Origin of the sequence: Flagellimonas amphidinii (assembly GCF_013090115.1) — a bacterium.
GTDB lineage: Bacteria > Bacteroidota > Bacteroidia > Flavobacteriales > Flavobacteriaceae > Flagellimonas > Flagellimonas amphidinii.
On record NZ_JABFNN010000021.1, the window covers coordinates 251,842 to 267,066 of the forward strand.

Here is a 15,225-nt window from a genome sequence, read left to right on the forward strand (position 1 = left end):
AATTTGCCAATGCTATCCAGAAACTGGAATTCTTTTAATATGGTTTATCCCAAAGCCTGTTCTATATCTGCAATGATATCCTGAATATGTTCCAATCCCACGGATACCCTAACCATTCCATTTGTAATACCTACCGCTTGTCTCTCCTCAACAGAAAGCTTACTATGTGTTGTGGATGCAGGGTGGGTTACAATACTTCTTGAATCTCCCAAATTAGCTGAAAGTGAAAGCAATTGAATATTATCGAAAAACTTACGCCCTGCCTCAAGACCTCCCTTTACTTCAAAAGCCACTACGCATCCTCCTGCTTTCATTTGCTTTTTAGCTATCTCATAATTGGGATGCGATTTAAGAAAGGGATACTTAACCCATGCTACTTTTTCATGGTTTTCCAAATATGTTGCCAATTCCAAAGCATTTGAACAATGCCTGTCAACCCGTATGGCCAAAGTTTCCAAACTTTTTGACAGTACCCACGCATTGAATGGTGATAATGCCGGACCCGTTATCCGTGAAAATCGATATACTTTATCCACTAAATCACGGCTACCAACAGTAATACCCGACAAAACTCTTCCTTGACCATCCATCAATTTGGTTCCTGAATGGATAACAAGGTCAGCACCAAACTTAATGGGCTGTTGCAAATAAGGAGAAGCAAAACAATTATCGATTATAAAAATAAGTTGATGTTTTTTTGCAATATTGCCCAAGGCTTCCAAATCCAATACATCTACCCCTGGATTCGTAGGCGATTCAGCATACAAAATCTTGGTTTTGGGTGTAATCAACCCTTCAATGGTTTCTAAGTTATTTGCATCAAAATAACTGGTTTCAATGCCCCATTTTGGTAAAAATTGGGTAAATAATGTATGAGTTGAGCCAAAAATACTTTTTGAAGAAAGAATATGATCTCCACTCTCCAATAAGGAGGCAAAGGTTGAAAATACCGCAGCCATTCCAGAAGCAAAAGCAAATCCGTCCTCTGCTCCTTCCATCTTGCATACTTTATCAATAAGCTCTGAAGAATTTGGATTGGAGTATCTGGAATAGATATTTCTTTCCTTTTCCTCTGCAAAAGAAGCTCTCATATCCTCAGCGTCTTCAAAAACAAAACTAGAAGTCAAATACATAGGACTGGAGTGCTCCAAAAATTGGGAACGCTCAACTTGAGTTCGAATTGCTTCTGTTTCAAACTGTTTTTTATGCTCTCTCATATTTTTTCCGCTATTCTTAATATATCACCAAATACACCCCTTGCCGTTACTTTGGCACCTGCTCCTGCACCTTGTATCACCAATGGGTTTTCACCATAGGACTTGGTATAAATTTCAATAATGGAGTCTGAACCACTCACTTGCCCCAAAGCACTTTGTTTGGGAACACTCACTAATTTCACATCCAAAATACCTTTATCCTTTTGCAAATCTCCATGTAAATCGCCAATGTATCGTAAGACGTAGCCTTCTTTTTGATTTTTCTTGATGTCATCAAACTTAATGTCCAAAGAACCAAGGTTATCCATAAATTCATCAAAACCTACCGACTGTAATTCCGAAGGAATAAGATTTTCCACAGTAATATCAGAAAATTCATTTTTAAGGTCCAGTTCCCTTGCCAAAATCAACAACTTTCTTCCCACATCATTTCCTGATAAATCTTCCCGAGGGTCTGGTTCTGTATATCCGTTGGCAACAGCTTCTTTAACTATGTCCGAAAATTTGGTGTCCTTTTCTGAAAAGGTATTGAAAATATAACTCAATGAACCTGAGAACACCCCTTTGATACGGGTAATGTTCTCTCCTGAAAGATGAAGCAATTTTATGGTGTCGATTAATGGCAAACCCGCACCCACATTGGTTTCATATAAATATTGCTTTTGATTTTCTGCCAAGTCTCTTCGAATGGACTTGTACTTTTCAAAACTTAGGGTATTTGCAATTTTATTGGAAGAAACCAAATCAAATCCATTTTTTATCAACACCCCATAATCTTCAACAAAATCCTTGTTTGCAGTATTGTCCACAGCAATTAGGTTTTCCAAATGATTATTTTTTGCAAAGGCAACAATATCATCAATCCCATATGCTCTCCCCTCATTTTTCAGTTTCTCTTTCCACTTTTTATCAATCCCTTTGGGATTGAACAAGACTTTTTTAGAGTTGGCAACGGCAAATATTCTCAAATCAATACCTTTTCGCTCCTCAATGTTTTTATGCGAATCGAGTATTTGCTCAATTAAAGTTCCTCCCACATTGCCATGACCGAAAAATGCAAGGTTCACCTTTTTGGCAATTCCAAAAATTTGCCCGTGCACCACATTGATGGCTTTATGCAAATCTTCTTTTTTCACCACCATGCTTACATTTTTTCCTGTAACGGTGTTATTGAACAGCAACGGAACCACTTGATTTTTCACCAACGCATTGAAAGGTTTGTGAAAACTGCTTAAATCCATCCCCACTATTGAGATAACCGAAACATCTTTTTCCAAAGTGATTTGGTTCACGTCTTGTGACGAGTAATCGGTTTCAAATTCTTGATCTAGTACTTTTTTAGCCTTGTCCGCTTTGGATGAATCAACTACCAATCCAATTCCTCTTTCAGATGAACCTTGGGAAATAATTCCCACACTGATATCATTAAGACTCATCGCCCTGAAGATTCTTGCATCAATCCCCACTTTTCCCAAAAGTCCACGTCCTTCTAAATTCACCAAGGCCATATTATCCAAAACAGAAAGTGACTTAATCCCACCATTTTCTGTCTTCGGGCCGATCAAAGTACCTTCATTATCAATATTGAAAGTATTACAAATCCGTAAAGGAATATTTTTTTCAATAAGTGGAATTATAGTTTTGGCATGCAGAATATTGGCCCCAAAATTGGCCAACTCATTGGCCTCGTCATAGGAAATTACATCAATGAGTTTGGCATCTGGAACCAAATCTGGATTTGCCGTAAAAATTCCATCCACATGGGTATAATTGATCAACTCCGATGCGTCCAAAAAGTTGGCCAATAAGGCCGCGGAGTAATTGGTCCCATTTCTTCCCAAAGTAGTTGTTGCCCCTTGTTTGGTTGAAGCAATAAAACCAGTAACTACCGGAATCGTCTGTGAGTCCAGTTCACGAAAACATCGAATTACATTCTCTTTGGAAAGTCTTTGGTCAACTTCCGCATTACTATGGGCATCATCGGTTTTAATAAGTTCTCTGGAATCTATCAATTGGGCATTTATACCAGATGCATTTAATAAAGTGGTCAGCACTTTACCCGAAATCAATTCGCCATAGGACAAAAGCTCATCCTTGGTTTTTAAGCTATAATCTCCGGTGAGTGAAACACCTTTTAAGATTTTGTGAATAGCTTTTAGATCAGCTTCAATATCCACATTCTCAAAATCATTTTTTTGGTACTTGGAGAATCCTTGTAAATCTTCTTCAAAATCTTGTTCTTTTGAAGCTTTTTCCAGCATACTTTCCAATTGGTCAGTAGCCTTGCCCCTAGCAGAAACCACAACGGCAAAATGTTCGTTCTCTGCCACTCTTTGAGCAATAATATCTTGAACCCTTTCTACTCCCTCTCCGTTCGCCAACGATTTTCCTCCGAATTTTAAAATTTTGATTCGGTCCAGCTTTCCATTCTTGTGAAAAACCGGCTTCAATAGTTTTTCCAACTGTTCAAATTCTATCAAAAAAGCATCGTGACCGTGCAGCGATTGTACTTCACCATAGGTAACATTGGTATTGGCCTGTGCCAACCTTCTAAAGGTCTCTTTATTCTCCTCAGCAGTAAAGAACAAATCGGAATTGACACCAATAATATGTATTTGGGTATCACTATCCTGCAATGTTTTAAAAGCCCCTTCTCCATCACGGGTAATATCGATGGTCTTCAGCAATTGGTTCATCAACTTATAGGCTGAAAGCTGGAAACGTTCCTGAAGCTTCTTCCCATGATGCATCAACCAGCTTTCCACATTAAAAACCTGAAGCTCCTCGTTAGTACTTCTCTTAAATCGCTCCTTGAAGGATTCTGGAGTTCTGTAGCACAACATGGCATGCATCCGCGCATCATGAACTGGCTGTTTGGAGTTCACCAAAAACTGCTCTTGAATTTGACAATTGGCAATCAACCAATCCGTAGACTTCCAATCTGAAGCCACAGGAATTAAGTGTTGGGTGATTTTTGGGTTTTGGGCTGCCATCTCCCATGCCACCCCTCCACCAAGAGAACCCCCGATTATGGCAAACAATTGCTCAACTTTTAACTGCTGCAGTCCCAAAAGAAAAATTTTGGCAACATCCCCAGCCACAAAATCTTTATATTCATCAATAACAAATCCATCGTATCCGTTTCCTGGAATATTGAAGGAAAGTACAGTATACTTTTGCGTATCGATACACTTTCCGTCACCAATCAAATCAGACCACCATCCTTGTTCTCCAGAAACGTTGGAATTTCCTGTGAGTGCATGGTTAACTAAAACAATAGGAGCTGAATGCAATGACCTACCAAAGAGCTGATAGGATAATTCAAGTTTTTGCTGATGTCCACTCAAAGTGGCAAACTCTTCTATTTCAATTTTATGGAGCACTATATATTATTTTATGATGTCAGCTCAAGCGCAGTCGAGAACTTTTTGTTGACATTTCGACTGCGCTCAATGTAATACTACTTATATTTTATCTATGGAGGCAAAGGCAGCTTCTAAATCCGCTTTTAAATCGGAAAGGTCCTCCAATCCCACCGATAGGCGAATCAAGTCTTGAGATACCCCGGTACTCAGTTGTTCTTCTTCAGACAGTTGTTGATGTGTGGTACTGGCCGGATGGATAATCAACGATTTGGTATCGCCAATGTTCGCCAATAAAGAAAATACTTTGGTCGCATCTGTTAATTGTTTGGCCGCTTCAAAACCCCCTTTTACACCGAAAGTAACCAAACCGCTTTGTCCCTTGGGAAGGTATTCATCGGCCAAAGCTTTGTACTTGCTGGATTTCAATCCCGGGTAATTCACCCATGCCACCTCATCCCTATCTTCCAACCATTGTGCCAAGGCCAAGGCGTTTTCGCTATGCTTTTTGATTCTAACATCCAACGTTTCGAGTCCTTGAATAATTTGAAAGGCATTGAAGGGGCTCAGCGCTCCTCCTAAATCACGTAACCCTTCCAAAATCAACTTAAAAGTAAAAGCTGCTGCTCCCAAAGCTTCGTGATACACCAATCCGTGATACCCTGCAGATGGTTCCGTAAACTCAGGGAACTTTCCATTTGCCCAATCAAAAGTTCCTGCATCGATAATGGCTCCCCCCAACGCAGTTCCATTTCCATTGATATATTTTGTTAAAGAATGGATTACAATATTGGCCCCATGTTCTATTGGATTCAATAGTCCAGGTGTGGCAACGGTATTATCAACAATAAAAGGAACTTTAGCAGCTTTTGCCTGTTCTGAAATGCCTTTTAAATCCAAAACGTCCAATTTTGGATTCCCCAAAGACTCCACAAAAATAGCACGGGTGTTTTCCTGTACTGCCTTTCCAAAGTTTTCAGGGTCTGACGGGTCAACAAAAGTTGTGGTAATGCCCAAACGCGGCAAGGTTACATTCAATAGATTGTACGTACCTCCATAAAGGCTGTTTGACGCCACGATATGGTCGCCAGCCTTCAACAAGGTCAGTAAACCTGTAGAAATAGCAGAAGTGCCCGAAGCAAATACAACGGCCCCGACCCCACCTTCTATTGCCGCCAAACGCTCTTGCAAAATTTGGTTGGTCGGATTGTTCAACCGGGTGTAAATAAAACCCAGTTCAGCCAAAGAAAAAAGATTGGCTGCATGGTCTGTGTTGTTAAAAACATAGGAAGTGGACTGAAAGATGGGCACGGCCCTGGTTCCACTAGTTTGACTTACATCATGCCCTGCGTGTAAGGCATTTGTTGCTTTTGAAAAATTTTGATCGCTCATGGTTTTAAATTTTTATTAAAAATTGATTTAAAAACACGAAACCCTCCCCAAAGGGAAAGCATAATCAAAAAGTTATAAGAAAGTGAAATGTCGAAGTGAATCGATTGTTTCATTGTTATCCTTCCCAACTTTTGAATTTTGCCGGGTAGAATTTAGCACCTTCTTGGTTCCAATAGGCATTGGAAGAATCCAAGGGTTGCTAAGGCTTCACAGGGTCTATTCCCTCCACCTTTCTTGATAACTATTCAATACGTGTTTGAACTTGCGGCACAAAGATACGGTTAGAAAATTCTAATATCCTAATGATTTTGAAAAAAAATCCTATCCACTTGTCTTGCCAACATCAAAACACCTTATATAAAGTTGTCTCCAATAGCCCACCATGTTTTGCATCAGCAAGACTCAACAATTGCTGCTCTCTTTCAATTTTAAAATTAAAAGGGGCAGCATGCACATCAACACCACTTTTCTTTTTTAAACGGGTTCCTTGGCCGGAAACAATATCCCTATTGGGAACAAAATCACCCAAAGGCAAATGTTCCGTCAAAATCACATATTGATATTTATAAAGTTTATCTACGATTTTTTTTACTTCGGTATTGGACAGATGCTGCAGCACCTGTCGTAAGATAGCACAATCAGCATTGGGCAATGGGTCCGTTGCAATATCCAAACATTGAAATTCTAAATTTGGTAATTGGAAACTATTTTGATTAAAGTCGATAAGTTCCTTAACAATATCAACCGCAATGTACTTTTCAGCATAAGTCATTAGTTGCCTGCCAACATTAAAATCACCGCAGCCTAGATCTGCAACGGAAATTGGGCTTTCAAAAGATTTCAAAAAAGATTGTACAGCTTTTACGTATGGTTCAACCAACTCCGAATTATGAGACCCGCTTCCGGAATAAAAAAGTGAGGTGTTTTTACCCCAAAGCCCTTGCTCATAAATTTGAGACATAGCGGCTTTGGTAGGCCACGGTTTTTTAGCTTTTGAGGCCAGATTTTTCATTATTGATGCACCCCTATTTTGAACTTAAATTATTTCCTGATTGACTCCTCACTTTTAGATTTCTCACATCCGTTCGAAATGACAGTTGAGCTCGTCTTGTCATTTCGAAATGAGTCTACCAAAGGTAGATGATTGAGAAATCTACATTTTAAAATCTATTTCATCACCGAAAACTCCACACTGGAATCTGTAAAAACAGTATGTGTTTGGGTCTTGAAATCGGATTCATCCGATTTAAAAATATTTTCCACGTAGGTCTGCGGATTCAAGTCAATCAATGGAAACCAAGTACTTTGTACCTGCACTTGAAGCTTATGCCCTTTCTTGATCGTATGAAATACATCCTGTAACTTTATGGTCACATCAGTTTTTTGGTTGGGTACAAAGGGTTCTGGATTGGAAAAACTATTTCTGAACCTTCCTCTCATTACCTCACTTCTTACCATTAAATGGTAATTCGCCATTCTTAAATGATCCTGCATCTCCTCATTGGTTTCGCTTTCATTAGGGTGAACATCAATTATCTTCACGACCCAGTCAGCTGCTGTACCCGTTGTAGCTACTTTCAATTTAGCCAAAATATCTCCTGCCAAGGTCATGTCTTCTTGCATTACCTCAGTTTCAAAAACCAATACATCAGACCTGCGGGCAGCAAACCGTTGGTCATCCGTCATATATTTTCTGGGTGTAAAAACCGATTTGACATCCTCCGAATAAGGCACTGGCTTTTTCACATCACTGATAAATTTCAGTGCTTTCACTTCTTTTTGATCTAAAGTCAATTCTTGATCAGAAGAAAGAAACATGGTTTGCTTTTGGGCTCCATCGGGCGGCCAACTATTCAACATGCTCCACTCTTTTTTCCCTGAATCAAACACATAAGCTTCTGGCAAGCCACTGTTTTTATCGCCATCACCCTTTAAAAAGTGGTCAAAAAACTTGGTCTCTATATTTTTCTGGTAAAACAGGGAAATGGAATCTCCAAAGTAATAGTTGCCCACAACATTACGAACTTTTTTTCTGGCCCAACCTCCATGATCCCATGGCCCAAAAACCATGGTATTGTAATTGTCCTTGTTGTATTTTTCAATGTTTTTGTAGGTTTCCAAAGGGCCGTACAAATCCTCAGCATCAAACCACCCTCCTACAATCATGGTGGCTACATGAGATTTCACATTTTTTAAATGTTGAATAATGCCCCTACTCTGCCAAAGCTCATCATAATTGGGATGATCTTTAAGTTCATTCCAAAAATAATCATCCGTTACACCCTCAGGTCTCATTGTTGGAGTGTCCGCTGTTTCATATTCGAAAAAGGAATTCAAGTTTTTTAAAGGGCCATTATCCAAAAAGAATTGATATTGGTCCTCTGTTTGAATGTCTGGTAAAACATACCATGCGGTGTCAATGGGTTGATCGTTATTGGGCCGCGGTGTACCAAACAGTGAAGTAGCCCTAAAATAGCTCAACAAATATGCCCCATTGTGATGAAAATCATCAAAAAAGAAATCCCCAATACACGCTTGCGGGGACGCAGCTTTTAAGGCCGGATGTGCATCCACAGTGGCATAAGTAGCGTAAAACCCTGGATAGGAGATTCCCCATACCCCTACTTTGCCATTGTTGTTTTCCACATTATTCACCAACCATTCAATAGTATCGTAAGTATCTGAACTTTCATCAACCTGATCGTTAGATGTTTTATTGGGAATATAAGCTCTCATATTTTCGTAATGTCCCTCACTCAACCAACGTCCACGTACATCTTGATAAACAACAATGTACCCATCTTTCATCAAGTGTTCATTGGGTCCTATTTTTTTTCTAAAATTGTCCTCTCCGTAGGGTCTGGAACTATAAGGGGTTCTTTGCATTAAAATAGGATACTCTTGGGAAGTATCTTTTGGCGAATAAATAGTGGTATACAATTTTACCCCATCCCGCATTGCAATGGCCACTTCTTGTTTGGTATAGTTTTCGGCCACATAATTTTCCGCTACAATTTCTTTTTTGATGGTTTTCTTACAGGATTGTACTGTCCATAAAAGTATTAGCAGGACTGAAACGCGAAGGAGCATTCTCATAAATTTATTCTTGATTGAAACCTAAAACTACAAAATATCGCCTATACCCTCCTCTTTTTTACTATCCTGAATTCGGTTAACTTCGTTTCCATAAGAAAAAGGGTAATTCTTGAGCATGGCAAAACAAAAGAGAAAATTCAATGATTTTGGTTTAGGCACAAAAAATGACACTGGTGGCTACAGGGCCCTAAACAAGGATGGTTCGTTCAACGTTAAAAAAATCAATGTGCCATTTTTTGAGCGCTTGAATTTTTTCCATTCGCTGATCACCATGTCCTGGCCTCGATTTTTTGCATTTATTCTTGCGGGCTACTTTATAATAAACACACTTTTTGCATCAATCTACACATTGATTGGCGTAGAAAACCTCACTGGAATAGAGGCTGACACTCCTTTTGATAAATTCATGGAAGGTTTCTTTTTTAGCGCCCAAACCATCACCACCTTGGGATATGGGCGAGTGGCACCCATGGGATATCCCGCGAATATTGTGGCAGCCGTAGAGTCCATGTTGGGCCTACTGGGTTTCGCCTTGGCAACAGGATTGTTATACGGGCGATTCTCTCGTCCTTCTTCTAAGATTCGCTATAGTGAACAAGCGGTAATTGCACCCTATCAGGATATTAACGGTTTTATGTTCCGCATCACCAATCCTCAAAGCAATCAGTTGTTGGAGATGGATGTACAAATCAACTTGGCCATGCAGCGTAAAAATTCTGAATTACGGGATTTTTTCTCCCTAGAACTGGAACGTAGCTCAGTTGCTTTTATGCCTTATATGTGGACCATTGTGCACCCCATTTCTGATAAAAGTCCGTTGTATGGCATGAGTAAAGATGAAATTTTACAAAAAGATGCTGAATTCATCATAGCCATTAAAGCTTTTGACGAATCGTCTTCCCAAACCGTCTATTCCCGATCATCTTATAAGGCCAATGAAATTAAATGGGGCGAAAAATTTGTTTACGCAGTAAAACGCGAAGATGGTGGTTTGATTATTGATGTTGGCAAAATCGATGTTACCGAGAAAGCTAATTTGAATTCTTGAATTATAAATTGAAGGCTTTTTTCACTTCATCCACCTTATCCAGCTTTTCCCAAGTGAAAAGTTCCACCTCTTTTTCTATTCTTCCATTGTAAGGTGATTCAAAAACCTTGGTTATTGTCTCTGGCTGTTTCCCCATATGACCATAAGCTGCGGTTTCCAAATAAATAGGGTTTCTCAATTTCAAGCGTTCTTCAATGGCAAAAGGTCGCATATCAAATAGTTCTGAAGCTTTTTGGGCAATTTCCCCATCGGTTAAATCCACATTGGCCGTACCATAGGTATCTACAAAAATGGATGTAGGCTCCACTACTCCAATGGCATAGCTTACCTGTACCAAAATCTCATCAGCAACTCCTGCTGCCACCAAATTCTTTGCAATATGTCGTGCTGCATAAGCAGCGCTTCGGTCTACTTTACTTGGATCTTTTCCACTAAAGGCTCCACCTCCATGGGCCCCTTTACCGCCATAAGTGTCCACAATAATTTTTCGCCCTGTTAACCCGGTATCTCCGTGCGGTCCACCAATCACAAATTTTCCGGTCGGGTTTATATGGTACTTGATATCATCATTAAAAAGCACTTGAATGTTCTCCGGAAGGAGTTTTTTTACTTCAGGAATTAAAATATGGATAACATCTTCCTTGATTTTTGCCAACATTTGCTCGTCTTCAGCAAATTCATCATGTTGGGTTGAAACCACAATGGTATCGATACGCTGTGGTACGTTGTCATCTGAATATTCAATGGTAACCTGAGCCTTGGCATCTGGTCGTAAATAAGGAATCTGGCTTTCCTCACGTCTCAATTGGGCCAACACCTGCAGGATTTTATGGGAAATATCCAAAGCCAATGGCATGTAATTCTCGGTTTCCTTGGTAGCATACCCGAACATCATTCCTTGATCACCAGCACCTTGCTCTTCTTTGCTCCCACGGTCAACTCCTTGATTGATTTCTTGGGATTGTTCATGAATCAATGAAATGACCCCGCAAGAATCACCACTAAATTGATATTCGCCTTTGGTATAGCCAATTTTATTGATCACTTCCCGGGCAATATGCTGAACATCCAAGTAAGTATCACTCTTCACCTCGCCTGCCAAAACCACCTGTCCGGTGGTCACCAAAGTTTCACACGCTACCTTGCTGTTGGGGTCAAAAGCCAAAAAATGGTCTAGTAGCGCATCACTTATTTGATCTGCAACTTTATCTGGGTGTCCTTCACTAACGGACTCTGAAGTGAACAAATATGCCATTCTATCATTTTAAACTGGAAAAATTTGACGGAAAGCAACCAAGAAGTTTACATTCTCTCGAAAGAGATTCCAAAACCTATCTTGGAATAAACTGCTTTAGCATTTTTATGAGGTTGCAATCAGTCAAATCTATCCTCAATAATGGAAGGCAAAAGTATGGCAAATGGTCAACTTCACAAAATCACGTTTTATAAATCATATTTTATTTTAAAAACTACATATCTAGGCTGCACCATATAGTTTGAAGTGGTAAAAAACAAATCGTTTGTAGAATTCTGGTCCAATGATCTATTATTGGTGATGTTGGTGGCTTCCACACTATATTCCCACTTACTGTCTGGCTTTTGATAGGAGAGACTGGCTTCTAAAAAACCGTATTTATTGTTCACGGTGTTTTCCTTATCCCGATAAAAATAGTAATCGTAATCAACCAAGAACACAAAGCTCTTTAAGAAGGATGCATCAAATTTGGCGAAAGGTCTGTCCGTAAAAAAAGTGGACGTAGTGTTGCCATTATCATATTGATTTACTGAATAACGATAACCCAATTCCAAGTTGGGAGCATTCGTAAAACTACTGCCCAACGAAGCTGTGTAGTCTTGCGTAAAGGATTTTGAATTTTGCGGCGCATCATTTATGATGTTAAAGGTGTTGGACCATGACAACGAAGCATTCGTCCTCACCCTAATATTCCCAAAAGTGCGTTGAAAATTCCCAGAACCGCTAAACGTTTCATCCTCTAAATTGGAATTGATCGTGGTCTGCACCTGATTGATTCCCACAATTGAAGTATTGCCTTTAAAAGCGTCTATTCGTTTGCTATAATTAAGCCGAGCGAAGATATTCTGCTGACTGAACATATTGAAACTGAAAAAATTAAGCGACAGGTTATGGTACAATGCACTTTCCAAATCACGATTGCCCTGATACACCGAGTTATAATTATTGAAAATATAACCTTGGGCCAAATTGTTGATGTCCGTAAAATTACGGGTCACATTGTAGTTTAACCGTAGACTTTCTGATTGTTTAAACTGATAGTTAAGAAATACATCTGGCACAATATTGAACAATTTATCCTGCACTTCGATATTCAACTGCTCGTTAGTAGCCACATAATTATGCACATGAAACCCTGGATTAACCGTCAATTTGCCCAACAATAGTTTGTAATGTACTCCAAAGAAGACATCAGAATACGTGAATTTCACCTCATTGTTCAATTCATCTTCATCAAAAGACAATGAATTTCCATCGTCTAAAATTTGAAAAATGGACGAATTAAACCGCTGACTGGATTGCGTAGTACCCAGCGTTAGGTTAAGATTACTTTTTGCCCCTGTAACCCAAAAGTAGTCCAGCTTGGCATCTAGCCTATTGGTTTGAGTGTACTGATTTTGATTGATATTATACGCTTCTTGATTCGTATCCAAAGGAACCAACCCCGAAAAAGGTTGCTGCTCCCTAATCGCATTATAAAACGGATTCTCATCAGCATATTCATATTGCCCCTCAAAGGCAAATATGTTTTTATCATTTAAAGTATAGTACAAATTAGTGTTTTGCGTAACTGTAGTTGGTTTTTGGGTATTGTTCTGCTCTATCTGATCGGTCACATCGGAAACGGATAATGTATGCTCCAGTTGGTCCTCATCTGAAAGCCGTGCCATAACTTCATAATCCCATTGCAATCTATCCGTAGGTTGATACGAAGAAGTAAACTTTAACAACCCCAATTTTGAGGTTTGATCGGTATCCGTTGCCGTAGTTTCTACCTCACCACTTGAAATGTAAGTACGACTTGCATCGGTCTGCATTAAAGTGTTTGTATAGGAATAAATACCATAACCACTCAATTTCCAAACATCTGAAGGTTTGTAACTAAAGTTAAGAGCTCCAAATTTGGTGTTAATGGATTTTGCCCTATTGTTCTGCATAAGGTTCAACCCCTGGCTGCTGGAACTTGTGGTAAATGAACTGCCCGTATTGTTCCGGATCGCACTTTGGAAACCACCTGTAAAATTCCAATAATCTCTTGAAGAAAAAGGGACGTCCCCAATATTGTTCATATCCGTTAAGACATTAACGCTAAAATTAGGCGAATAATAGAACAGTTTTGGATGCGCCACATAACGCTCATCCGGCCCCAATCCTCCAGTAATCTCTCCAAACCAAAACTTTTTCTTTCCTTCTTTTAGTTTGATGTTGAGCGCCACATTATCTTGATTGTTGGTCACGCCGCCCAACTGCGAAACTTCAGAATAGTTGCGAAGTACCTCAACCTTGTCCAAGGCATTGGCAGGTATATTTTTTGATGCCAGTTTAGAGTCTCCATCAAAAAAATCTTCCCCCTCCACCATCACTTTGTTCACAGTTTTTCCTTCAACTTGAATCTCCCCGTCATCGCTTACTTCAATTCCAGGTAATTTTTCAAGCACATCTGCCAATTTCTTTTCTGTTCCGGTCACAAAGGAATCCGTATTGTAAACGATCGTGTCCCCTTTTATGCTCACCGGAATTTCGTAAACCACCTCAACTTCATCCAAACTCTCAGGTTGTTCGTACAAAACAATTTCTAACTCTACATCCCCCTCTTGGGTGGTCAAAGGAATTTCTTTGGTCTGAAATCCCAGATAGCTCACTTTGAGCACATATTCCGAATTGGCCTTGACATTGATTCTGTACAGCCCCTTGGAACTTGTAATTCCAAATCCATCCAATGCCTGATCAGCCTGATTTACGGCAACAACATTCGCCATCTCCAAAGGATTCTGAAGACTATCCCTTACCGTTCCACTAATGGTCAACTTCTGACCAAGGGCAATAGATGACCAGGCCATGAAAATGACCACCACTAAAATTCGATAAAAACTGCGCATTAGCCCCTTACCATGATTCTGTTACCACCTCTTCTTCGCTCACCTTCAAAACGCTTTCTCATTTCCTCCATTTTCTGGGCCACAATCTCATCAAACTCTTCCTGTGTTACTTTTTTTCCTTTGGATGGAGCTTCAATAGAGATCTTTTCTTCTGGATTCAGTATCAATTTTGAACATAGAATAGCTGTTCTGCCATCGTTCACCTCCAAAATAAGTCCAGGTAGTCCCCAATATTGCCCAGGACCTTGGCTCACGGGAATTTCAGGAGTGTACCAAACTGTGATGATCTGCTCTTCTGGTTCATCAATTTGAGCAAATAATGAGTTTTGATCGGTACTGTCCTTTTCTATCTCATCCCTTTCAGGTCTATCCTCTCTACCCGGTGGTGGTGGCATCATTCTTCTAAAAAGGTCTGCCTCTGCAGGTTGGGTCGCTGTTGCCTTATAGCAGGTATAGCTGCCAATTTTTTTGGTTTCAGAACCTAATTGCCAATCCCATTTGGGCAGACTATCCTGAATTAGGAATACTTTCCCAAACACTTCAGTTTGATTGGCATATTGTACATCTTTTACATTCTTATAATATTCTCCTGCACCTCCCCCAAACATGGCCATTCGAAATCTACCGCCGCCAGAGCTTGGTGCTTCCAATTTTTCTTCTTGTTGATAGGTGCTTGATGTTCTATCAAAAGTCAGCTCATAAGTACGTTCCATAGCCTTCTTCATCCGCTCCCTAATTTCTTGTTTTCTGGCTTCAGGCATATCGCGAGGCCCAAAATCTGCCTGAATACTTGTTTTAGATTCGTAAATGGCTTTTCCTTGAAAATCTTGTGCCGCCACAAATTGTATTCCGCATGTCAACACAAGTAACCCTATAATATATTGTACTGCTTTCATTGAGATGATTTTTATGTTACTCGTTCACAAATTTGTAGCAACTTGAGCAAGGTTATGGTTAAGCAGTGTTAACCAGTGTT

The 15,225-nt window shown here is 39.7% G+C and carries 9 protein-coding genes and 1 riboswitch; of the genes, 1 reads left to right on the forward strand and 8 read right to left on the reverse strand.

Features of this window, described 5'->3' with window-relative positions:
- Positions 1 to 44: 44 nt before the first annotated feature.
- The 5 genes from HJC33_RS02370 to HJC33_RS02390 all read right to left on the reverse strand — a co-directional run bounded on the left by HJC33_RS02370 (position 45) and on the right by HJC33_RS02390 (position 9,067).
- Positions 45 to 1,217, reverse strand: a complete 1,173-nt coding sequence (locus HJC33_RS02370; RefSeq protein WP_171657180.1) for a trans-sulfuration enzyme family protein — start codon at positions 1,215 to 1,217, stop codon at positions 45 to 47.
- A complete protein-coding gene (gene thrA, locus HJC33_RS02375; RefSeq protein ID WP_171657181.1) occupies positions 1,214 to 4,600 on the reverse strand; it encodes a bifunctional aspartate kinase/homoserine dehydrogenase I in 3,387 nt (1,128 codons plus the stop codon). The genes HJC33_RS02370 and thrA overlap by 4 nt, the downstream gene beginning before the upstream one ends.
- A gap of 81 nt (positions 4,601 to 4,681) precedes the next feature.
- Complete coding sequence (locus HJC33_RS02380; protein ID WP_171657182.1) at positions 4,682 to 5,971, reverse strand: O-acetylhomoserine aminocarboxypropyltransferase/cysteine synthase family protein; 1,290 nt, start codon at positions 5,969 to 5,971, stop codon at positions 4,682 to 4,684.
- Between the two features lie 112 nt (positions 5,972 to 6,083).
- Positions 6,084 to 6,215: riboswitch (SAM riboswitch) on the reverse strand.
- Between the two features lie 99 nt (positions 6,216 to 6,314).
- Positions 6,315 to 6,983 carry a class I SAM-dependent methyltransferase gene (locus HJC33_RS02385; protein WP_171657183.1) on the reverse strand — a complete coding sequence of 223 codons (669 nt, stop codon included), beginning with the start codon at positions 6,981 to 6,983 and terminating at the stop codon, positions 6,315 to 6,317.
- 155 nt (positions 6,984 to 7,138) lie between these two features.
- Positions 7,139 to 9,067 carry a CocE/NonD family hydrolase gene (locus HJC33_RS02390; protein ID WP_171657184.1) on the reverse strand — a complete coding sequence of 643 codons (1,929 nt, stop codon included), beginning with the start codon at positions 9,065 to 9,067 and terminating at the stop codon, positions 7,139 to 7,141.
- 115 nt (positions 9,068 to 9,182) lie between these two features.
- Here HJC33_RS02390 and HJC33_RS02395 point away from each other — a divergent pair, with 115 nt between their 5' ends.
- Positions 9,183 to 10,115: an ion channel gene (locus HJC33_RS02395; protein ID WP_171657185.1), complete on the forward strand. Its 933-nt coding sequence runs from the start codon at positions 9,183 to 9,185 to the stop codon at positions 10,113 to 10,115.
- 1 nt (position 10,116) lies between these two features.
- On the opposite strand, the gene metK is transcribed toward HJC33_RS02395, so the two are convergent.
- The 3 genes from metK to HJC33_RS02410 all read right to left on the reverse strand — a co-directional run bounded on the left by metK (position 10,117) and on the right by HJC33_RS02410 (position 15,145).
- Positions 10,117 to 11,370 (reverse strand): methionine adenosyltransferase, encoded by a 1,254-nt coding sequence (gene metK, locus HJC33_RS02400; RefSeq protein ID WP_171657186.1) that lies wholly within the window; start codon positions 11,368 to 11,370, stop codon positions 10,117 to 10,119.
- Positions 11,371 to 11,558: 188 nt separating this feature from the next.
- Entirely contained in the window at positions 11,559 to 14,249 is a 2,691-nt protein-coding gene (locus HJC33_RS02405) for an outer membrane beta-barrel protein (RefSeq protein ID WP_171657187.1), read from the reverse strand.
- Positions 14,249 to 15,145: a GLPGLI family protein gene (locus tag HJC33_RS02410; protein WP_171657188.1), complete on the reverse strand. Its 897-nt coding sequence runs from the start codon at positions 15,143 to 15,145 to the stop codon at positions 14,249 to 14,251. Before HJC33_RS02410 ends, HJC33_RS02405 begins: the two co-directional genes overlap by 1 nt.
- Positions 15,146 to 15,225 lie beyond the last annotated feature (80 nt).